Source organism: Rhizomicrobium electricum (assembly GCF_011762045.1).
Lineage (GTDB): Bacteria > Pseudomonadota > Alphaproteobacteria > Micropepsales > Micropepsaceae > Rhizomicrobium > Rhizomicrobium electricum.
This window is the reverse complement of the sequence record NZ_JAASQS010000009.1, coordinates 22,089-42,626: the sequence shown is the minus strand read 5'-3', so window position 1 is coordinate 42,626 and position 20,538 is coordinate 22,089. Positions and strand designations below refer to the sequence as shown.

General features: G+C 64.4%; 17 protein-coding genes. 11 read left to right on the top strand and 6 right to left on the bottom strand.

The window, feature by feature from the left end; genetic code table 11:
* Nucleotides 1-14 precede the first annotated feature (14 nt).
* Nucleotides 15-881, top strand: coding sequence for an aldo/keto reductase family oxidoreductase (locus FHS84_RS17380; protein WP_166936733.1), 867 nt, complete (start codon nucleotides 15-17; stop codon nucleotides 879-881).
* A 225-nt stretch (nucleotides 882-1,106) separates the two neighbouring features.
* Here the strand turns inward: FHS84_RS17380 and FHS84_RS17375 are convergent, their stop codons facing one another.
* Nucleotides 1,107-2,969 carry a methyl-accepting chemotaxis protein gene (locus tag FHS84_RS17375; protein ID WP_166936731.1) on the bottom strand — a complete coding sequence of 621 codons (1,863 nt, stop codon included), beginning with the start codon at nucleotides 2,967-2,969 and terminating at the stop codon, nucleotides 1,107-1,109.
* A 274-nt stretch (nucleotides 2,970-3,243) separates the two neighbouring features.
* Between FHS84_RS17375 and FHS84_RS17370 the strand changes: the two genes are divergently transcribed.
* The 3 genes from FHS84_RS17370 (at nucleotide 3,244) to FHS84_RS17360 (ending at nucleotide 7,253) form a co-directional block, all read left to right on the top strand.
* Nucleotides 3,244-4,473, top strand: coding sequence for a cation:dicarboxylate symporter family transporter (locus FHS84_RS17370; RefSeq protein WP_166936729.1), 1,230 nt, complete (start codon nucleotides 3,244-3,246; stop codon nucleotides 4,471-4,473).
* Nucleotides 4,474-4,535: 62 nt separating this feature from the next.
* Entirely contained in the window at nucleotides 4,536-6,074 is a 1,539-nt protein-coding gene (locus FHS84_RS17365; protein WP_208393938.1) for a DUF1800 domain-containing protein, read from the top strand.
* A gap of 9 nt (nucleotides 6,075-6,083) precedes the next feature.
* On the top strand, nucleotides 6,084-7,253 hold the full coding sequence (locus FHS84_RS17360) for a DUF1501 domain-containing protein (protein ID WP_166936726.1): 1,170 nt from the start codon (nucleotides 6,084-6,086) through the stop codon (nucleotides 7,251-7,253).
* Nucleotides 7,254-7,256: 3 nt separating this feature from the next.
* Here the strand turns inward: FHS84_RS17360 and FHS84_RS17355 are convergent, their stop codons facing one another.
* From FHS84_RS17355 to FHS84_RS17340, 4 genes are all read right to left on the bottom strand, one after another.
* Nucleotides 7,257-7,631, bottom strand: coding sequence for a diacylglycerol kinase (locus FHS84_RS17355; RefSeq protein ID WP_208393937.1), 375 nt, complete (start codon nucleotides 7,629-7,631; stop codon nucleotides 7,257-7,259).
* Nucleotides 7,632-7,691: 60 nt separating this feature from the next.
* Entirely contained in the window at nucleotides 7,692-8,798 is a 1,107-nt protein-coding gene (locus FHS84_RS17350) for a pentapeptide repeat-containing protein (protein ID WP_166936724.1), read from the bottom strand.
* Nucleotides 8,799-8,929: 131 nt separating this feature from the next.
* Nucleotides 8,930-9,859, bottom strand: coding sequence for a tyrosine recombinase (locus FHS84_RS17345; RefSeq protein WP_166936722.1), 930 nt, complete (start codon nucleotides 9,857-9,859; stop codon nucleotides 8,930-8,932).
* The gene (locus FHS84_RS17340) at nucleotides 9,856-11,739 is read right to left on the bottom strand and encodes a hypothetical protein (protein WP_166936720.1); all 1,884 of its coding nucleotides are present in this window, start codon (nucleotides 11,737-11,739) and stop codon (nucleotides 9,856-9,858) included. Before FHS84_RS17340 ends, FHS84_RS17345 begins: the two co-directional genes overlap by 4 nt.
* Nucleotides 11,740-11,990: 251 nt before the next feature.
* Between FHS84_RS17340 and FHS84_RS17335 the strand changes: the two genes are divergently transcribed.
* The 3 genes from FHS84_RS17335 (at nucleotide 11,991) to FHS84_RS17325 (ending at nucleotide 15,165) form a co-directional block, all read left to right on the top strand.
* Nucleotides 11,991-12,527, top strand: a complete 537-nt coding sequence (locus tag FHS84_RS17335) for a shikimate kinase (protein WP_166936718.1) — start codon at nucleotides 11,991-11,993, stop codon at nucleotides 12,525-12,527.
* A complete protein-coding gene (gene aroB / locus FHS84_RS17330; RefSeq protein WP_166936716.1) occupies nucleotides 12,524-13,615 on the top strand; it encodes a 3-dehydroquinate synthase in 1,092 nt (363 codons plus the stop codon). Before FHS84_RS17335 ends, aroB begins: the two co-directional genes overlap by 4 nt.
* 245 nt (nucleotides 13,616-13,860) lie before the next feature.
* On the top strand, nucleotides 13,861-15,165 hold the full coding sequence (locus tag FHS84_RS17325; RefSeq protein ID WP_166936714.1) for an HlyC/CorC family transporter: 1,305 nt from the start codon (nucleotides 13,861-13,863) through the stop codon (nucleotides 15,163-15,165).
* Between the two features lie 4 nt (nucleotides 15,166-15,169).
* Here the strand turns inward: FHS84_RS17325 and FHS84_RS17320 are convergent, their stop codons facing one another.
* On the bottom strand, nucleotides 15,170-15,439 hold the full coding sequence (locus FHS84_RS17320) for a BolA/IbaG family iron-sulfur metabolism protein (protein WP_166937045.1): 270 nt from the start codon (nucleotides 15,437-15,439) through the stop codon (nucleotides 15,170-15,172).
* A gap of 82 nt (nucleotides 15,440-15,521) precedes the next feature.
* Here FHS84_RS17320 and FHS84_RS17315 point away from each other — a divergent pair, with 82 nt between their 5' ends.
* The 4 genes from FHS84_RS17315 (at nucleotide 15,522) to FHS84_RS17300 (ending at nucleotide 20,513) form a co-directional block, all read left to right on the top strand.
* Nucleotides 15,522-16,130 carry a J domain-containing protein gene (locus FHS84_RS17315; protein WP_166936712.1) on the top strand — a complete coding sequence of 203 codons (609 nt, stop codon included), beginning with the start codon at nucleotides 15,522-15,524 and terminating at the stop codon, nucleotides 16,128-16,130.
* A 60-nt stretch (nucleotides 16,131-16,190) separates the two neighbouring features.
* Entirely contained in the window at nucleotides 16,191-17,183 is a 993-nt protein-coding gene (gene cobS / locus FHS84_RS17310) for a cobaltochelatase subunit CobS (RefSeq protein WP_166936709.1), read from the top strand.
* On the top strand, nucleotides 17,180-19,072 hold the full coding sequence (gene cobT / locus FHS84_RS17305; RefSeq protein WP_166936707.1) for a cobaltochelatase subunit CobT: 1,893 nt from the start codon (nucleotides 17,180-17,182) through the stop codon (nucleotides 19,070-19,072). Before cobS ends, cobT begins: the two co-directional genes overlap by 4 nt.
* Before the next feature lie 118 nt (nucleotides 19,073-19,190).
* Nucleotides 19,191-20,513, top strand: coding sequence for a VPLPA-CTERM sorting domain-containing protein (locus FHS84_RS17300; protein ID WP_166936705.1), 1,323 nt, complete (start codon nucleotides 19,191-19,193; stop codon nucleotides 20,511-20,513).
* Nucleotides 20,514-20,538 lie beyond the last annotated feature (25 nt).

Sequence of the window (20,538 nt, the reverse complement as noted above, 5' to 3'; positions counted from 1 at the left end):
CAAGAGGTCGATCGATGAGTTACCCCGATACTTTCACGTTGGCCGGACACACCGTGCGCCGGATGGGATATGGCGCCATGCAGCTCGCCGGACCCTATGTGTTCGGACCACCCAAGGACCGCACCGAAGCCATCGCCGTTCTGCGCGAGGCCGTCGCCTCGGGCGTGAACCATATCGATACGGCCGATATCTACGGCCCTCATATCACCAACGAGATCATACGGGAGGCGCTTCATCCCTATCCCGACGACCTCGTCATCGTCACCAAGGTCGGCGCCCGGCGTGGCGACGATGGCGCGTGGATCCCGGCGTTTTCATGCGAGGACCTGACCCAATCCGTGCACGAAAATCTGCGTACTCTCGGGCTCGACGTGCTCGAGGTTGTCAATCTGCGCAGCATGTTCGATACGCATGGGCCCAAGGAAGGATCGCTCGACGAACCACTCACTGTGCTGGCCGATCTGCAACGGCAAGGGCTGATCCGGCATATCGGCCTCAGCAACGTCACGCCCAAGCAAGTCGCCGATGGCCGCCGCCTCTGCGAGATCGTGTGCGTGCAGAACCTTTATAACCTGGTCCACCGGCCCGACGACGCCTTGATCGATGCGTTGGCCGGGGACGGCATTGCCTATGTGCCGTTCTTCCCGCTCGGCGGCTTCACGCCGTTGCAATCCTCGGCGTTGTCCGATGTCGCCCGGCAGCTTGGCGCCACGCCGATGCAGGTCGCCTTGGCTTGGCTTTATCGCCGTTCTCCGAACGTCCTTCTGATTCCCGGAACCTCGTCGCGAACCCATTTGCGCGAAAATCTTGCGGCGACGACTCTGGCGCTATCGGATGAGGTGATGGCCGAGTTGAACGGCATTTCCGAGAGGGCGCAGTAGAAGGCGTGGCGTTCTTTTCTGCCCTCCACGGGCGCACTCATTTTCCGCGTTGGCACGCAGACCGTGGGGGGAAGTGTCTGCGACAGCAGACGAAGGGGGGATCGCCTTGTGCGAGATATGCCCCCCTTCGTCATCCGCCGCTTAACGCGTCGGCTGACACTTCCCCCCACGGTCCTAGTGCCTGGTGTGAAAAGCCTTGTGCCCGTGTGGGGCAGAAAAGAAGGGCTAAAACTCCGTCCAATCGTCCGACGGTTCTTCGGCGGGTTTGCGGGCGGGGGCGGCGCCACCTCTTGCGGTGCGCGTTACCGGCGATGTCGCGACCGGGCGCGGTGTGGTGCGCCTGGCGGCCGTGGCAGCGGGCGCCGCGAAGTGAGAGTCGCCGACCGAGAAGAACGCGACCAGTTCGGTGAGCGCCTTGGTTTCGCCGGCCATGTTGCGGGCCGCCGCGGTCGCCTCTTCCACCATCGCCGCATTCTGCTGGGTGACCTGATCCATCTGGCCGACCGCCGAGTTGACCTCCTCGATGCCGGTCGACTGCTGCTCGGCCGCCTGCGCCATTTCCCGGATCAACGCGTTGATCTGCAGCACCTGCTCGATGATGCGCTTCAGCGCTTCGCCGGTTTCGCCGACATATTTCACGCCGCTGCCGACCTGCTCGCTCGATGTATTGATGAGCGCCTTGATCTGCTTGGCCGCTTCGCTCGAGCGCTGGGCCAGCGCGCGCACTTCGCTTGCCACGACCGCAAAACCTTTACCCGCTTCACCCGCCCGCGCCGCTTCGACACCGGCGTTCAAGGCGAGCAGATTGGTCTGGAACGCGATCTCGTCGATGACGCCGATGATGTCGGTGATCTGCTTCGAGGATTGGGCGATGGCGTCCATGGCGCTGACCGCCGTCTCGACCACCTGCCCGCCGTTCTCGGCCGCATCCTTCGCGCCGGTCACGCTATGCGAGGCATCCTTCGCGTTGGCGGCGGTCTTCTTGACCGTGGCGGTGATCTCTTCGAGCGCCGCGGCCGTTTCTTCGAGCGACGCCGCCTGCTGCTCGGTGCGGCGCGACAGGTCGTCGGAGGCCGTCGAAATTTCGCTGGCGTTGTTGTCGATCTGATGCGTCGAGGCGAGAACCTTCTTGATCGTGTCCTGCAGCCGCTCCATCGCGGTGTTGAAGTCGTCCTTCAGCTTGGCGAAGGCGCCGGTCAGTTCGGCCGTGACGCGGTGCGTGAGGTCGCCCTTGGCGAGATAATCGAGACCGGTGCCGATCGAGGACACGATCGCCTCCGTCTGCTTCTCCTTGGCCTCTTCGGCGGCCGCAAGCTGGTTCTTGAAGGCAGTCATGGCTTCGGCCAGTTCGCCGATCTCGTCGCGCTGGTCGGCATTCGGCACGTGCGCATGGAGATTGCCGCGCGCCAGTTCGCCCATCGCCTGGGTCATGTTCTCCAAAGGCTTGGAAATCGCACGGATCAGCACGAATCCGGCGGCGGCACACAGCGCGGCGGCGAGCCCGATCGCGATCATGATCCAGATGCGGGCGGACAGATAGCTCTCGTGCCCGGCAGTGCCCAGTTCTTCGCCGCTCTTGCGGTTGAACTCGACATCCTGTTCGACGCCGTTCTTGATGACCGTGAAGACGTCGCGCATCTCGTGCGTGAGATACACGACGGCGGCTTCCTGGCCCTGCGCCTGGAAGATTTCGATCAACTTGTCGTCCATGGGCTTGTATTGATCCCAGGCCGTCCGGATCGTTTTCGCCAGCTCGCGTTCTTCGGGCGACGACACCAGCTTTTCGTACGAAACCAGCGCCGCTTCGGCTGCGTCGCGATCGCCGATGCGAAGCTTGGTATCCTTCTCCCGCTGCGCTGCCGGCACCATCAGAATGGAAGCCTGGAACGAACGATAGCGGGTGGTGTGATACTGGAACTTGCCGAGATAGCTGATCGACGGCATCCGGTCGGTCCGCAAAACCTCGGACGTCGAATCCAGACGCGACAGGCTGCTCATGGCGAACAGACCGAGTGCGAGAGTGGTCAACAGAACCACGACGAACGCGCCGATCAGCTTCTTGCTGACGGAGAGATCTTTGAAGTTCATTGCGGCAATCCCATCGCTGCGACCACCGCACTTCGCGGGGTTCGTTGGGCCCACAGCGTCGTCGCAATTGGCTAAGATGGAGTGTAGCGGCGTCGCTCCTGACGGCCGTATGCGGATGGAATAGCCGGCCGGTACGGCTCCCCATAAAACCGGAAAAACGCACGGGAATTAGGCAGTTGATGCCGAAAGAGGCCCGCCGTCGTACTTGACCGCGCGCGATTCCCATGACCATGGTGCCGCTAAGGAAAAACACCTACGGGCATTGAGGTGCGATGTGAGACGGGGCTTTGCGTTGGCCGTGGCGGCGGCCATGGTGCTGGGAGTACTGGCCGGGCTTGTCGCCAATTCGCATCTCGATCCCGCTCAGATCAAATCGCTGGCGTCGGGGCTATCGATCGTCACCGACCTCTTCCTGCGGCTGATCCGGATGATCATCGCGCCGCTGGTGTTCTCCACGCTGGTGGCGGGCATCGCGCATATGGAAGGCGCCGCGCATGTCGGCCGCGTCGGCGGCAAGACGCTGCTGTGGTTCATCGGCGCCTCGCTGCTGTCGCTGGTGATGGGCCTTGTGCTGGTGCACCTGTTCCAGCCCGGCGCCGGTCTGTCGCTCGCGCCGCCGACCGGCGAACTCGGCGCCATCACCGCGGCGCCGTTCTCGCTCAAGGACTTTCTCACCCATCTGGTGCCGGCTTCGATCGTCGACGCGATGGCGAAAAACGAAATCCTGCAGATCGTGGTGTTCTCGCTGTTCGTCGGCACGGCGATTTCCGCCATTCCCGGACGCACGCCCGCCGTGGTGGCGCTGACCGAACAGATCGCGTCGATCATGCTGAAGGTCACCGGCTATGTCATGCTGATGACGCCGCTGGCGGTGTTTGCGGCGCTGTGCTCGACGGTGGCGACGCAAGGCGCCGGGGTGCTGTTCACGTATCTGCGTTTCGTCGGCGGCTTCTATGCGGCGCTGTTGATGCTGTGGGCGGTGCTGCTCTGCGCGGCGGCGGTGCTGCTGAAAGGCCATATCTCGAAGCTCATCGGCGCCATCCGCGATCCGGTGCTGCTGGCGTTCTCGACGGCGAGTTCCGAAGCCGCCTACCCGCGCCTCTTGGCGGGGCTCGAAAGCATCGGCCTGCCCAAGCAGATCGTGAGTTTCGTCTTGCCGCTCGGCTATTCGTTCAATCTCGACGGCTCGATGATGTACTGCACCTTCGCGACCCTGTTCATCGCGCAGATCTACGGCATCGAACTGACCCTGGCGCAACAGGTCACGCTGCTGCTTTTACTGATGGTGACGAGCAAAGGCATGGCGGGCGTGCCGCGCGCCTCATTGGTGGTGATCTACGCGGCGCTGCCGCTGTTCCACCTGCCGGAGACGGGACTTTTGTACGTACTGGCCGTCGACCACCTGCTCGACATGGGCCGCAGCGCCACCAACATCGTCGGCAATTCCGTGGCAACCGTGGCGGTGAGTAGGTGGGAGCGCTCGCTGGCGCCGCCCGCGCCGTGATGTGAATCGACGGGATTTGTGCGGCGGCTCTGTTAAACTGTCGACCACCGACGGTGCCGCCCATGAAACTCTGGCCATGTCTCTCGCTTGCTCTGGTACTGACGGCCTGCAGCGAGACACCGCACTATCATGCCGTTGCGGAAAGTAGCGCGCCGCTCGATGCCGATCCGTCGGATGTCGCGGTGCTGAACCGGGTGAGCTGGGGCGCCAACACGTCGAGCGCCCAACTGCTGCACCGTATCGGATTGAAGCGCTATCTGGCGGCGCAACTGCATCCCGGCGGCGACGGACTTCCCGCCGACGCCAGGGCGCAGATCGCGGCGATGGACATCAGCCACAAATCCATCGTGGAACTGCATGACGAGTTGGAAACCTTGCAAGAAACCGCGCGCCGCGCCAAAGGCACGCCCGCCTACGACGAGGCGCAGAAAGCCTATCAGCAGCGGCTGACGGCGCTGGCGCGGGAAGCGGCGGCCCGCTCGCTGCTGCGCGATCTCTATTCCAGGAACCAGCTCAAGGAGCAGCTCACCTGGTTCTGGATGAACCATTTCAACGTCAGCCAGAATAAGGGCGAAGTCCGCGCCTTCGTCGCCGATTACGAAGAAAACGCCATCCGCCCGCGTGTGCTCGGCAAGTTCCGCGATCTTCTGGCGGCGACGGCGTTCCATCCGGCGATGCTACAATACCTCGACAACGCGCAGAACGCGGCCCGTCATATCAACGAGAACTATGCCCGCGAGATCATGGAACTGCACACCATGGGCGTGGGCTCCGGCTACACCCAGACCGATGTGCAGGAATTGGCGCGCATCCTGACCGGACTCGGCATTTTCCACCCCGGCAAACCGCCGAAACTGCGCAAGGACTTGCAGGACCAATACCGTGTCGACGGGCTGTTCGAATTCAATCCCAACCGCCACGATTACGGTGACAAGCATTTCCTCGGCCATATCATCCACGGCGCCGGGCTCGTCGAAGTCGATGAGGCGCTGACCATCCTGGCGCGGCAACCCGCGACGGCGCGGTTCGTTTCGACCAAGCTGGCGGAATACTTCTGCTGCGATGCGCCACCTCCGGCGTTGATCGCCGCCATGGCGGCCACGTTCCAACAAACCGACGGCGACATCACCGCCGTACTCGAAACCTTGTTCGCGGCGCCCGAATTCCGCGCCTCGCTGGGCGGCAAATTCAAGGACCCGGTGCATTACACCGTCAGCGCGATGCGGGTCGCCTACGGCGATACGGTCATTCTCAATCCGCAGCCGCTGTTCAACTGGCTCGACCGTCTGGGCGAGCCGCTTTATCGCCACGAAACGCCGGACGGCTATCCGCTGACCGAAACGGCCTGGAGCGGTCCGGGACAGATGGAAACGCGCTTCGAGATCGCCCGCATCATCGCCGCCGGACGCTCGGGCCTGTTCAAGCTGCCGGACGACAAGACCAAGGAGCCAGCGCCGCCGCCAGACATTCGTCCGTCGCGCTATTACGAGGCGACGGCGCCGTCATTGCGACCCGCCACCGCGGCCGCGCTCGCCCAAGCGAAATCGCCGGCCGAGTGGAATCTGCTGTTCCTGTCGTCGCCCGATTTCATGCGCAGATAGGAGGCTCCCATGAACCGCCGCGCATTCCTGAGAAACGCCGCCGCCGCATCGACGCTTCCGGTCCTCGCCGGAGCACTGTACGCAGCGCCCGGAGCGCCCAGGATTCTCGTCGTTTTCCTGCGCGGCGCCTACGATGCCGCCAATATCGTGATCCCGACGTCGAGCGATTTCTATTACGCGGCGCGGCCGACGATTGCGGTCCCCAAGGCGGCGGCGTTGCCGCTCGATGCCGACTGGTCGCTGCATCCGGCGCTGGCGCAAACCATTCTGCCACTGTGGCAGGCGCACGAAATCGCCTTCGTTCCCTTCGCCGGGACCGACGATCTCAGCCGCAGCCATTTCGAAACCCAGGACACGATCGAACTCGGCCAGCCGGTCGGCGGCACGCGCAACTATCATTCCGGCTTCATGAGCCGACTGGCGGGCAAGCTCACCGGCGACCGTCCAATCGCCTTTACCAGCGAACTTCCGCTCACCTTCCGCGGCGGCGCCATGGTGCCGAACCTCGCACTCAACAGCGTCGGCAAATCGGCCATTGCGCCGCATACGACGGGACTGCTCGAAGCGATGTATCAAGGCGAAAGCCTGGCGCCGTCGGTGAGCGAAGGCTTCCGCGTCCAGCGCGAGGCCTATCAGGCGATCTCGACCGAAATGGCGAAGGCAAACCGCGGCGCCGTTAGCGCCAAAGGGTTCGAGCTTGCGGCCCAGCGCATCGGCATCCTGATGCGCGACAAGTTCAATCTCGGCTTCGTCGATGTCGGCGGCTGGGACACCCATATCAACCAAGGCGGCGCCGACGGCTATCTGCCGAACCGTATCGGCGAACTCGGACGTGCTCTGGTGGCGCTGAAACTGGCGCTCGGATCGGGCTGGGACGACACCATCGTGATCGTCGTCAGCGAGTTCGGCCGGACCTTCCGCGAGAACGGCAATCGCGGCACCGACCACGGCCACGGCAGCGTCTATTGGGTGCTCGGCGGCGCGGTGCGCGGCGGACGCATCGCCGGAAACCAAACGGCGGTGACGCAGGCGACGCTGTTCCAGAACCGCGACTGGCCGGTGCTGAACGACTATCGCGCCTTGATCGGCGGGATCGTGCAGAAGGCTTTTGGATTGAGTGCAGACCAGCTAGCCGCCGTGTTTCCGAACGCGCCGCCGGCGGATCTGGGGCTGATCTAACCGTCAATCCGTCACATACGGCACGAACACCAACGCACCGATCACAACGGCTCCGAGCGCGCAGATGAGCACTGCGCCGGCGGCGATGTCCTTGCTGGCTTTGACGGATGCGTGGAAGTCCGGCGAAACGACATCACACAAATGTTCGAACGCCGTGTTGAGGGCTTCAGCGATCCACACCATCACGATCGCGACCACCAGCCAGCGCCAGTCCGCATTGGAGACGTGAAGCGCCCATCCGGCAGCGCAGACCGCGAGCGTTCCGGCGAGATGTATCCAGGCATTATGCTGCGTTCGCAGCATCAGCCACAGGCCGGCAAACGCATAACGGAAGCTTTTTGCGCGCGCGAGGACCGAGAAGCTCTTGCTGTCCGCCACGGCTGCGCCCTCGTGCTTTGCATCGCAAAGTATAGGCCGCACGGCGCGAGCGGGAAAGTGCTAAATCTCCACCACGTCCGACGCGCCGACGCCCATGGCGCCGAGCGTGGTTTCCAGAACGGCATCGCGGAACTGGCCGGGATTGGCATCGGCGCCGAAGAAGTTCGGCGTCAGCACTTCGCCGTTGCGCAGCGTGAGACCCGCCAGCCGCGCCTTTTCGAACCGCGCATGCACCAGCCGGGCGCCATAAAAACTCGCGCCGCTGAGATCGCAGCCGGAGAAATCGGCGCCGCGCAAATCCGAGCCTTCGAAGCGGGCGCCTTGCAACTGGCTGTTGGAGAAATCGAGGCCGATAGCCGTCACGCCGCGCAAATGCAGGCCGATCAGGCAGCGGCCGGAGAACTGGCCTGCCAGCGGGCGCAGGTCTTCGCCGTCGAGTTCCGCGGCCACGCCTTCGCGGCCGTCGGTCATCACCCATTGCTGATGCAGCGCCAGCCGTTCGGCCAGCGCGCCCGCTTTCGCCTTGGCCGCCGCCGAAACGTCGAACACGCAGTCGGCAAAGGTTTCGGGCGGCACGTTCAACTCGGCGACGTCCATCAACACGGCGCCGACGAAACTGGCATTGGTGATTTCCGCGCCGCGGAAACTGACGCCCAGCAGCAGCGCACCGTCGAAGATCGCGCCGTCGAGCTTGGCCTTGCCGAACGAGGCGCCCCTGAGCGAGCAATAACTGAAATCGACGTGACCGAGCCCGGTCTTGCGGTGATCGATCACCGACACATCGGCACCGTCCATGATCATCATCGTCGCCTTGCGCAGATCGGCGTAATCCACGCCGGCGAACGACAGGTCGGCGCCGCGGAACGATGCGCCGCGCAGATCGGCGTGATGCAGCTTGGCGTTGCGCAGATTGCAGCCGGTCAGATCGGCGCAGAACAGGCTGGCGCGCGTCAGATTGGAACCGTGCAGATTGGCGCCCGAAAGATCGGCGCCGGTGAAATCGATTTCGTCGAGCCGGCGATTGGCGAGAACCGCGCCTTTGAGGTCGGCGCCTTTGAAGTTGGCGCGCACACCGCCGCGGCCCGTCACGAAGCGCTCGTGATTGGCCAGCAAACGGGTGAGTTCGGCCGACGAATACGTCACTCGGCCTGCCGCCGATCCTGCCATAAATGGTCCCCAACCGGTGCTCCGGCACCGGCCTCTATAACCGAGCAATCCTTGCTCGCCAATGAACCAAGACAAAAAGCGCAGCGAATTCGCTGGTTGCGAATTCGAAGCAAGTTCAAGGTTTCCCGAGGTCAACGCGGCCGCTTGCGGGCCAGCGGATGGGCGGCGGATACCGTCGCAGTCAGGCGGTCGCGGGCGACGTGGGTATAGATCTGCGTCGTGGCGATATCGGCATGTCCCAGAAGGGTTTGCACGCTGCGCAGGTCGGCGCCGCCCTCCACCAGATGGGTCGCAAAGGCATGGCGCAGAACGTGCGGCGACAGCTTGTCGGGGTCGAGCCCGGCCTCGACTGCCAATTCCTTGAGCATCTGGTGCAGCCGGCGGCGGGTCAGATGGCTTTCGATGCCGCGCGACGGGAACAGGAACCGCTCCGCCGTTTTGCGGGTCTCGCCTTTGGGCAGGAAGTTCTCGCGCACCCCCAGCCAGGCGGCGATCGCCTCGCGGGCGGCGGGATTGAGCGGCGCCAGACGCTCCTTGCCGCCCTTGCCTTTCACCAGCAGGACGCCGTCGCGGTTCTTCACCGCCTGGAGCGGCAGCGTCGCCAACTCCGAGACGCGCAGGCCGGAGGCGTACAGCATCTCGACGATGCATTTGAGGCGCACGCCCTCCTCGCTCTTGGCAGCGCGCACCGCCGCGGCCGTAAGCAGCCTGTCCATGTCCTCGCGGGTGAGCACTTTCGGCAGCGGTCGGCCGCGCTTGGGCGCATCGACGGCGACGGTGGGATCGTCGCCCCGGATTCCGTCCGTATACAGAAAACCGAAGAACTGCCTGAGACTCGAGAGCTTGCGCGCCTGCGACGACCCCGCCGCGCCGGACGCCGACAAGGACTGCAGATAGAGGCGAACCTCGTCGCGGCCGCACGACTTCACGCTCTGCCCCCGGCCCGCCAGCCAGCCGCAGAAATCGCCGAGATCGCGCGCATAAGCGGCCAGCGTATTGGCGGCGGCGCCGCGCTCGGCACTCATCATGTCGAGAAAGCTCTCGACCAGATGGGCACTCATCGTGCCGAAGCCTGGGGCGCCGGGGCCTGCGGTGGTGGCGGCGGCGGCACGTACTCGGCCAGCGCCTCAACGGCCAAAGCGTTCGCCGCCTTGTCCTCGTTCATCTCCCTGAGCAGCCGCACGAAAGTGATGGTCGCATCGGGCGCCAAATCCTTGAGGCCGTAGGAATGCACGAGGCCGGTCAGCATCAGGATCGCCTCGCCGCGCCGCTCGGGCGTGCCCGCGATCTCGACCATCGTGCGCATCTGGCCGGGGCCGGGATGGACGCCATCCCAAGTGCCGGATTGCGCCTGAACCGCGGCCGCTTTCGCTTCCGGCGGCAGCGGATAGTTGACGATATCGAGCAATCCCAGCGCCAGCGCTTTGTAGGCGCGGTCCTGATCGGGATCGGGCGGATTCTTGGCGAGGCCGATGGCGAATGCCTTGAGGTCGGCCTGGGTGGCGGCGATGCGCTGCGGATTGTTGGAGGCGAACGCCACCAGCACTTTCATCACCGGATCGCCTGTAGTCCAGGCGGCAGCCGCTTCGGGCTTGCCCGCCAGCACCAGCGCCCGCGCGAAGGGGCGCGCATAAGCGTGCAGACCCGGCCCCGGTTTGATCGACGCGATGACGTCGGCCTGGAGCGCGGAGGCCAAGCGGCTGAGCTTGTATTTCTCGCCCAGCGACAAAGCCGTCATCGCCAGTTCCGCTTTGGCACCGGGACGGGTTTCGATGGTGGCAGCGCGGCGCAGCAGCACCTGCCCCATGAAGAACGGCAGATTGGGCGCTTCGCCGGCGGCGCTCGCGACCTTGCCGAGCGGCAGGTCCTGGGCGTCCGCGACCTTGATCAGTTCGGCCGGCGACACCGCACCGGTCGAGACGATCCGTTCGGCCGCTTCGAAACGGGCGCGCGGCGGATTGCGCGTATCGCGCATCGCCAGCAGGTTTTCCGGCGTGCCCATGGTACGGGCGAGCGTTTCGGTCACCGGCAATCCCGCCTGTTGCAGCAGGAAGATGTGCATCGCCGTCGGCTTGGTAATGGCGCCCGGCGCCAGCGGCTTTTTGGTGAGCACGCTTTCGACCAGCGTATCGTAGGCCGGATCGTTGCGGCCTTGGGCCTTCATCACCTGATGCGTGAGTTCGGCCGTGGCGGTATCGCCGGTGACCTCGGCGCAATAGGCGCGAAGCTGCATCCAGAAGGTGTCGTCGCCGTTCTGCCGCGCGGCCGTGGCCGGTCCGCAGGCATCCTGGGCCCGGTTGGCCAGAAGAACGGCCTCGGCCTGGACGCGCGCAAAGCCATCGTCGTTCGGCACCTGGGCCTCGGCGGCGAGCGCCCCGGCCTCCTGGATCAACCCGGCATCGAGCAGCCGCTCGATCCGCATGGTGACGAACGCCTTCTTGGCCTGGCCCGGAGGGGCCGCGGCGCGGGTCAGGACGGCCCGGCGGACGAGATCGCGCAGCACCTTGTCGCCGGAGACCAGCGGCGCCTTGGCCAGCAGCTTCTCGGCATTGGCGCGGTCCGAGCCGCTCCACAGACGATCGCCGAATCCGCCATTGGACGAATCGAGCGTGCCGACCGGCGAGCCTTCCGGCGTGCCGAGCGAGCCCACTTCGACCGGTCCGGTGAGGTCCTTCGGCGGCGGGACATAGGGTTGCACCACCGGGCCCTGGTCGGCGCCGGGCGTCAGGGTCTGCGGGGCCCCGGTCGCCTGATTGGAAGGCGTCTGCTTGGGCGGTTTGGGCGTCTTGGCCGCATCCGGCGGGTCATCGGTCGCCACCGGCGGATAATCGTCGGGCCCCAGGACGGGCGGATTGGGATCGACCCACTGCGCCATCGCGGGCACCACCAGCGCCCCGAAGGCCGCGGCGCACAAAAACTGCTTAACTCGGGAACCTGTCATTGGAGATTACCTGTTCCACCTCGTGCTGCTGGGGACGAACAGAGCCACCGTAGACGGTCAGCGCCACGGCTCCGGCAAGAACGAGAATGCCGACCAGGATCAACAACCAAGCCCCCACTCCCAACCCCTCCGATCTGCCCATACCTCGCATGCGTACTCCTTACCATTTCTACAGTGATTCCGCAGGCTTGCCTTCCGGTACTGCACTTTCGAGCTAGCGGACGAAGCATACCTCGTGTAATGCGGAGATTATGGGGCAGCTGACGAAAACGATAGCACTAGTCGGAATGATGGGGGCCGGAAAAAGTTCGATCGGCCGCCGTCTCGCCGCCCATATGGGAGTCGATTTTTTCGACGCCGACAACGAAATCGAAGCGGCCGCCGGACAGCGCATTCCGGAAATCTTCGCCGCCTACGGCGAGGCCGCGTTCCGCGATTGTGAACGAAAGGTAATTTGTCGCCTGGTGACCGAGAAGCCGCCCCATATCCTGGCGACCGGCGGCGGCGCCTTCATGGCGGCCGATACGCGCGAGCGGCTGAAAGCCCACGCCGTCACCGTCTGGCTCAAGGCCCCGCTCGACATCCTGTTCGCCCGCGTCAAACGCAAGGGCAACCGCCCGCTGCTCAAAACCGCCGATCCGCGCGGCACGCTCGAAAGGCTGCTGGCGGAACGCGAACCGACCTATGCTCTCGCCGATATCACCGTCGAGAGCGACAACGCCCCGCACGAAATCGCCATCGAGCGGATGATGACCACGCTTACCAAAACCGGGATTTGGATACCATGAACGAACGCATCAAGATCGATCTGGGTGCGCGCAGCTACGATATCCACGTCGGGCCCGGCATGCTGGCCGAGGCCGGTACGCTGATCGCTCCGTTCGCGCGCGGACCGCTGCCCGTCGTCACCGACGCCAATGTCGCCTTCCTGCATCTCGACCGCTTTCTCGGGGTTCTGGAACACGCCGGGCTGGAACCGAAGCCGATCACCGTCGATGCCGGCGAAAGCACCAAGAGTTTCTTCTGGCTGGAAAAGCTGATCGGCGAGTTGATCGCCACCGGCGTCGACCGCGGCGGACTGGTGGTGGCGTTCGGCGGCGGCGTCATCGGCGACCTCACCGGCTTTGCGGCGGGCATCCTGAAGCGCGGCATCTCGTTCGCCCAGGTGCCGACAACGCTGCTGTCCCAGGTAGATTCCTCGGTCGGCGGCAAGACCGGAATCAACATTCCCGAAGGCAAGAACCTCGTCGGCGTGTTCCATCAGCCCAAGGTGGTGATCGCCGATACCGACGTGCTCGGCACCCTGCCCCGGCGCGAGCTGCTGGCCGGCTATGCCGAGGTGCTGAAGATCGGTGCCGTACGCGATGCCGACTATTTCGCCTGGCTGGAGCAGAACGCGACGCGCGCGCTGCACGGCGAGCACGACGCCATCGTCCACACGGTCGCCCATGCCTGCCGCATGAAGGCGCATATCGTCGAACGCGACGAACAGGAACGCGGCGAGCGGGCGCTGCTCAATCTCGGCCACACCTTCGGCCACGCGCTGGAGACCGCGACCGGATTCTCCGACCGGCTGTTGCACGGCGAAGGCGTCGCCATCGGCACGGTGCTGGCGTTCCGGCTGTCGGTGAAGCTCGGACTGTGTTCGCCCCAAGACGCCGCGCGGGTGGAAGCGCATGTGAAGACCATCGGCCTGCCGGCGGCGATTTCCGACATCGCCGGCGAACGGCCCTCGCCCGACGTCCTCCTCGCCGCCATGGCGCACGACAAGAAGGTCAAGGACGGCAAACTGAACTTCGTGCTCGCCCGCGGCATCGGCCAAGGCTTCGTCACCGACGCCGTGCCGGTGGACGCGGTCAGGGACGTGGTGAGCTGAACACAGTCACGGCTGTCATCCCCGGCGCGCAGAGCGAGCTTGCGAGCATTGCGCGGGAAGGGGACCCAGGTGGTCACACCTCTCCGATCGCTGAGAATTAGCTCAGCCTGTTCTTTGGCGCTGTGCTTGTGTCTCTACCTGGGTCCCCTTCCCGTCGCCGCGCTGCGCTTGCTCCGCCGGGGATGACAGAGTTTTGTTTGCTCCGCACATCGCGAATATACTGCGTGCGTCGCTAGAGGTTCGCCATGGATACCGTTCTCATCGCTACGATCGCCGCCGTTGCCGGGCTGCTCGCTCTGTCGGCGTTCTTTGCCGGATCGGAGACGGCGCTGACCGCCGTGTCGCCGGGCAAGATGCATCAGCTCGAAAAGGACGGCTCCGCTGCGGCGGCCCACGTCAACAAGCTGGTCGGCAATCGCGAGAGGCTGATCGGCGCGCTGCTGCTCGGCAACACCTTCGTCAACATCCTGTCGTCCTCGATCGCGACCTATGTGCTGGAGGACCGCTTCGGGCATAACGCGGTGGTGATCGTCACCGCGATCATGACGGCGGTGATTTTGATCTTCGGCGAAGTACTGCCCAAGACGCTGGCGATCGCCCGCACCGACCGCTTCGCCCTCGCCGTCGCACGTCCGGTTCAGATGGTGGTGTCGATCCTCGGCCCGATCGTCGCCACCGTGCAGAAGATCGTCTGGGCCATGCTGCAGCTGTTCGGCGTATCGGGCGAGAACAAAGGCATCGTCGCCGACGAAGTGCACGACGAAATCCGCGGCACGGTCTATCTGCGCCACAGCCAGGGCTCGGTCGAACGCGAAAGCCGCGACATGATCTCGGGCGTGCTCGACCTGCGCGACCTGACGGTCGGCGATGTCATGACTCATCGCAAGCGGATGATGACCATCGGCATCGATCAGCCGCCGGAAGACATCGTGCGCGAACTGATGGCCTCGCGCCACGCCCGCGTGCCGGTGTGGAAAGGCGAGCCCGACAACATCGTCGGCGTGTTGCGCACCCGCAATCTCGTGCGCGCCGTGCTCGCCAACAAGGAAGCGTTCCAGCACCTCGATTTCGGCGCCTTGACCTCGCCGCCCTGGTTCGTGCCCGAAACGATGAAGGTCGAGGAACTGCTCGAAGCCTATCGCGAGCGGCGCACGCATTTCGCGTTGGTTGTCGATGAGTACGGCGTCATCATGGGGCTCGTCACCCGCGAAGACGTGCTCGACGAAGTGTTCGGCCGCATCCCCGACGAACAGGCGCCGCGCGTCCAGCCCGGCATCCGCCCGCAGATCGACGGCACCTATCTGATCGAAGGCTCCACGCCGATCCGCGATCTCAATCGCGAATTCGACTGGAACCTGCCCGACGAAGAAGCCACCACCATCGCCGGACTGGTGATCCACGAAGCCCGCACCATTCCCGAAGTCGGCCAGCGCTTCGCGTTCTACGGCTTCAAGTTCGAAGTGATGCGCCGGCAGAGAAACCAGATCACGGTGCTGCGCGTCGTCCCGCCCGGCGGCGTGGTCAAGGCAGAGCCGGCGGGGGGAAAGTGAAATCTCACGGTTCCCCCGGCGCCTTGACCTCGACTTGCAGCGCGTGGATGTGGGCGCGCAATTCGTGCGCAAGGACCGCATACACGCGCCGCTGGCGTTCGACGCGGCTGAGACCGGCGAATTCCGCTGCAACAATTTTTACGATGAAATGTGTCTCGCCGCCGGGACGATGTCCGGCGTGACCTTCGTGGCGCGCACTGTCGTCGATCACTTCGAGGTGATCCGGCGCGAATACGTCGGTCAATTTCGTCCGAATTGTGTCGGTGATACCCATTGCGGCATGAAGCCGGGGGTAAAACCTTCTGTCAAGCAGTTCGTTTTCTTGTTTTTTCATCGACGAACCCCATAATCATCGCATGACGAAAACGGGCTTCACTCCGCGCTTCAAGAAGGACATCCGCATCAAACCGGATGGCGTCGAGAAACCGCGCGTGCGCGCCTGCGCCGTCAAGGGCTGCAGCGGCGAAGGTGCCTACAAAGTGCCCAAGAGCCGCGACCAGATTTCGACCTATCTCTGGGTTTGCCTGCAGCACGCCCGCGAACACAATGAGAAGTGGGACTATTTCAAGGGTATGAGCGAAACCGACATCGCTCATTTCCAGGAAGAAGCGGCGCTCGGGCATCGCCCGACATGGCCGATCGGCAAGCGCGCCGCGGGTGTAAAGGGCGAACAAGGCCCTTTTCGCGGCTCTTTCCGGGTCGAAGACGACCTGGCGGTGTTCGGCGACGCCGAGGAACTTAAACCCCGCCGGCCCGAACGGGTATTAACCCGTCTGCAACGACAAGCGTTCGACATCCTGGACCTCGAACCCAGCGCTACCTTGAACGAAATCAAGGCGAGGTATAAGGAACTCGTAAAGCGTTTCCACCCCGACGCGCATGGCGGCGACCGGGGCACCGAAGAGCGACTGAAGCAGGTAATCAAGGCCTACGGCGTCCTTAAGGCGTCGGGCATTGTCAGCTGACAACGGCGCAATCGGCGCCCTCACCTCTTCCACCGCGGCGGAACTGCCGGACCCAAGAAAATGACGACTGAGACTGAAGGCCTCGATCCCACCCTGAAGCCCGACACCACCTTCGACGTGAAGGCGACGTTCGGCATCGAAGCCAAGATCAAGGTACCCGGCTTCTCGCAAGCCACCCAGTACGTGCCCGATCTCGATCCGGCGTATCGCTTCGATCGCGATACCACGCTCGCCATTCTCGCCGGCTTCGCCCACAACCGCCGCGTCATGATCCAGGGCTATCACGGCACCGGCAAGTCGACCCACATCGAACAGGTCGCCGCGCGCCTCAACTGGCCGTGCGTGCGCATCAACCTCGACAGCCACATCAGCCGCATCGATCTGGTCGGCAAGGACGCCATCGTCCTCAAGGAAGGACAGCAGGTCACCGAATTCCGCGAAGGCCTGCTGCCGTGGGCGCTGCAGCACCCGGTGGCGCTGGTGTTCGACGAATACGACGCCGGCCGTCCCGACGTGATGTTCGTGATCCAGCGCGTCCTGGAAGTGCAAGGCAAGCTGACCCTGCTCGATCAGAACCGCGTGATCCGTCCGCATCCGGCGTTCCGCCTGTTCTCGACCACCAACACCATCGGTCTGGGCGACACCACCGGCCTCTATCACGGCACCCAGCAGATCAATCAGGGCCAGATGGACCGCTGGAGCATCGTGGCGACCCTCAACTATCTCGCCCACGACACCGAAGTGAACATCGTCGTCTCCAAGGTTCCGACCTACGCGACGCCGGATAAGCGCAAGAAGATCGACGCCATGGTCCGCGTCGCCGACCTGACGCGCAACGCCTTCATCAACGGCGACCTCTCCACCGTGATGAGCCCGCGTACGGTCATCACCTGGGCCGAGAATGCCGAGATCTTCGGCGATGTCGGTTTCGCGTTCCGTCTCACCTTCCTCAACAAGTGCGACGAGCTCGAACGCGCCACCGTGGCCGAGTTCTATCAGCGCGCCTTCGGCGAAGACCTGCCGGAAAGCGCCGCGAAGGTGCTGGTGGCGTGAAACCCGACGCCTCGCCGACCGAAGACGTCAAACGCGCCGTCTCCGGCGCGCTGCGGGCGTTGGCGGGCGAGCCGGAACTCGAAATCTCCTACGTTACCGAACCCGCGACCTGGTGGCAGGCGGTGGTCAAGTTCTTCGCGGGCAACGGTCCCAAACGGGCGCAACTGCCGGCACCGTCGAAGTCGCTGTCGGCCAAGGAACTTGCCATCCTGCGCGGCACCGCCGATGCCCAAGCGCTGAAGCTCGCCTATCACGACGACAAGATCCATCGCGCCAACAAGCCGATGACGCCGGACGCCGCGGCGCTGTTCGAAGCCGCCGAGCAGGCGCGCATCGAGGCGATCGGCGCACTGGCGATGGAAGGCGTCGCCGCCAATCTCGCGGCCGGGCTCGAAGCGCGCGCGGCCCAGCGCGGTCTCGCCAAGGCGCACAGCCGCAAGGAAGCGCCGCTCGCCGACGTGCTCGGCATTCTGGTGCGCGAAAAACTCACCGGCGCCCCGCCGCCGCCTTCGGCCAGAGCCGCCGTGGAACTCTGGCGCGACTACGTCCAGAGCCGCGCCGGCAAGACGCTCGACGAACTGTTGCCCGCCCTGCGCGATCAAGCGGCGTTCGCCAAGCAGACCCGCAAGGTGCTGCACGACCTCGACCTGATCGACGAAGGCAACGAGGACGAAAACTCCGAACAGGGCGGCGAGGAATCCGAAAATCCCGAGCAGAATCCCGAAGGCGGCGAAGGCGAAGACTCGCAGGGCGAAGGCAGCTCCAGCGATGCGGAACTGCGCGAATCCGAAGGCGATGCGAGCGACCAGGCCGCCGCGGAAATGCGTGCCGAAGACGCCGAGATGGGCGACGCCGAAACGCCGGACGAAGGCGTCAAGCCGTGGCGTCCCGATCTGCCCAACGGCGACAGCACCAACTGGGATTATCAGGTCTACACCGCCCAATTCGACGAAGTGGTGCACGCCACCGAACTGTGCGATGCCGAGGAACTGTCGCGGCTGCGCAGCTTCCTCGACCAGCAGCTGGCGCAGGCGCAGAGCGTGGTGGCGCGGCTGGCCAACAAGCTGCAACGCCTCTTGCAGGCGCAGCAGAACCGTTCGTGGAATTTCGATCTCGAAGAAGGCCTGCTCGACACGGCGCGGCTGACGCGCGTGGTGATCGATCCGATGCAGCCGCTCGCCTTCAAGATGGAGCAGGACACCGAGTTCCGCGATACGGTGGTGACGCTGCTGCTCGACAATTCGGGCTCGATGCGCGGCCGCCCGATCATGATCGCGGCGATGTGCGCCGATATCCTGGCGCGTACGCTGGAGCGCTGCTCGGTGAAAGTCGAAATCCTCGGCTTCACCACGCGGGCGTGGAAAGGCGGCCAGTCGCGCGAAAAATGGATCAACGAAGGCAAGCCGCTCAATCCCGGCCGCCTCAACGACCTGCGCCATGTCGTCTACAAGAACGCCGACGAGCCGTGGCGGCGCGCGCGCAAGAATCTCGGCCTGATGATGCGCGAAGGCCTCTTGAAGGAAAACATCGACGGCGAAGCCCTGATGTGGGCGTTCAGCCGCCTCGCCGGCCGTCCCGAACAGCGCAAGATCATGATGGTGATCTCCGACGGCGCGCCGGTCGACGATTCCACGCTGTCGGTCAACAACGGCAACTATCTCGAACGCCACTTCCGCAAGGTGATCGACTACATCGAGAAGCGTTCACCGGTCGAACTCGTCGCCATCGGCATCGGCCACGACGTGACGCGCCATTACAGCCGAGCCGTCACCATCGTCGACGCCGAACAGCTCGGCGGCGCGATGACCGACCAGTTGATCGGCCTTTTCGCCGAGGAAGCCGACCGCCTCGCTACGCGCCGCAACGGCAGGCACGCCCGCGTGCGTTGACGGGCGCAACTTCAACCGCGGTTAATCTGTTTGCAATACTGACAAAAAAGCATCCCGGCGCGGACACAAACCGGCCCGACTGTCCCCTCGCAGCCATTTCCTGATTCAGGGGACTTTCATGATGCATCTTCGTTGCCTTGCGCTCGGTTTGCTGGCCTCCGTCGCGGTTTCCGTGCCGGCGCCGGCGGGCCCGATCAAGACCGTGTTCTATATCGAAATGGAGAACCACAACCTCACCCAGCCGGCCGGCATGACCGATCCGCAGGCGTTGAAGAACAATCCGGCGGCGCCCTATCTCAACAGCCTGATGACGCCCGGCAATCCCAATGCCGCGCATACCTCGTGGGCGAGCAACTACCAGAATGTGCTGTCGAACACCGGCGCGCACATCCATCCGTCGGAGCCGAGCTATCTCTGGCAGGAAGGCGGCAGCAATTTCGGCGTCGCCAACGATGCGGACCCGGCCAAGAACAGCGCCGCCGTCGGCCATGCGCCCTGCCTGTCCTGCGCCCTGCAGGCGAAGGGCATCAGCTGGAAATCGTACCAGGAAGACACCGATCTTCTGACCACCGGCGGCAAGAACGCCACCGCGGGCGATCGCACCACCAACGGCGCGATCAACGGCAACGGCAGCAATCTCACCAGCACCGTGGCGTCGAAAAGCGACTGGACCGTGCCGCTGGTCAGCCTGAAAGGCACCTCGGCCGATTACACCAATGCCTATAACGGCAGCCATCAGTACAATTTCGCCACCAAGCACGACGGCCATCTGTTCTTCGATCAGACCAACGGCATCAGCGATCACAGCATCAACGGCGGCGTCACCACCAACGCGGCCGGTACCGGCACCCAGGACTCCGCCAATCCGATGGCCGGACATTATGCGCCGCTGCAGCAGCTCGCCGCCGATCTCGCCAGCAATTCGGTGGCCCGCTACAATCTCATCACGCCCGACCAGTACAACGACATGCACTCGGCGCTGACCGGCGGCTTCGACTACAAGGGTGTGCATTACGACGGCGATCAGGCCGCCATCGCCGCGGGCGACAATTTCCTCTCCCAGATCATTCCGATGATCATGGCGTCCGACGCTTACAAGGATAACGGCGCCATCGTTCTGTGGTTCGACGAGACCGAAGACGGCGATACCTCGGCCTACACAATCCCCGAAATCGTCATCTCGTCGCTCGCCAAGGGCAATGCCTACGAGAGCAGCCAGTACTACACGCACACCTCCGATCTCGTCACACTCGAGGAGTTGTACGGTCTCGGCAATGCCGTGCCGCGCGATCCGCGCGACACCGCACCGGTCAACGATCTCGGCGACATGTTCAAGCCGGGCGCGATTTCGGCATCCGAGGTGCCAGAACCGGCCAGCGGTCTTCTCTTGCTGACCGGTATCGGCGCCTTCGGCTTCTTCGCCCGCCGCCGCAAGGCGTAACGGCTCCGCCCGGTCGCCGCAGCCG

What these genes read in the sequence shown, in the direction of transcription:
- FHS84_RS17380 (WP_166936733.1), top strand. Translation starts at nt 15, where the DNA reads ATGAGTTACCCCGATACTTTCACGTTGGCCGGACACACCGTGCGCCGG.
- FHS84_RS17375 (WP_166936731.1), bottom strand. Translation starts at nt 2,969, where the DNA reads ATGAACTTCAAAGATCTCTCCGTCAGCAAGAAGCTGATCGGCGCGTTC.
- FHS84_RS17365 (WP_208393938.1), top strand. Translation starts at nt 4,536, where the DNA reads ATGAAACTCTGGCCATGTCTCTCGCTTGCTCTGGTACTGACGGCCTGC.
- FHS84_RS17360 (WP_166936726.1), top strand. Translation starts at nt 6,084, where the DNA reads ATGAACCGCCGCGCATTCCTGAGAAACGCCGCCGCCGCATCGACGCTT.
- FHS84_RS17350 (WP_166936724.1), bottom strand. Translation starts at nt 8,798, where the DNA reads ATGGCAGGATCGGCGGCAGGCCGAGTGACGTATTCGTCGGCCGAACTC.
- FHS84_RS17345 (WP_166936722.1), bottom strand. Translation starts at nt 9,859, where the DNA reads ATGAGTGCCCATCTGGTCGAGAGCTTTCTCGACATGATGAGTGCCGAG.
- FHS84_RS17340 (WP_166936720.1), bottom strand. Translation starts at nt 11,739, where the DNA reads ATGACAGGTTCCCGAGTTAAGCAGTTTTTGTGCGCCGCGGCCTTCGGG.
- FHS84_RS17335 (WP_166936718.1), top strand. Translation starts at nt 11,991, where the DNA reads ATGGGGCAGCTGACGAAAACGATAGCACTAGTCGGAATGATGGGGGCC.
- aroB (WP_166936716.1), top strand. Translation starts at nt 12,524, where the DNA reads ATGAACGAACGCATCAAGATCGATCTGGGTGCGCGCAGCTACGATATC.
- FHS84_RS17325 (WP_166936714.1), top strand. Translation starts at nt 13,861, where the DNA reads ATGGATACCGTTCTCATCGCTACGATCGCCGCCGTTGCCGGGCTGCTC.
- FHS84_RS17320 (WP_166937045.1), bottom strand. Translation starts at nt 15,439, where the DNA reads ATGGGTATCACCGACACAATTCGGACGAAATTGACCGACGTATTCGCG.
- FHS84_RS17315 (WP_166936712.1), top strand. Translation starts at nt 15,522, where the DNA reads ATGACGAAAACGGGCTTCACTCCGCGCTTCAAGAAGGACATCCGCATC.
- cobS (WP_166936709.1), top strand. Translation starts at nt 16,191, where the DNA reads ATGACGACTGAGACTGAAGGCCTCGATCCCACCCTGAAGCCCGACACC.
- FHS84_RS17300 (WP_166936705.1), top strand. Translation starts at nt 19,191, where the DNA reads ATGATGCATCTTCGTTGCCTTGCGCTCGGTTTGCTGGCCTCCGTCGCG.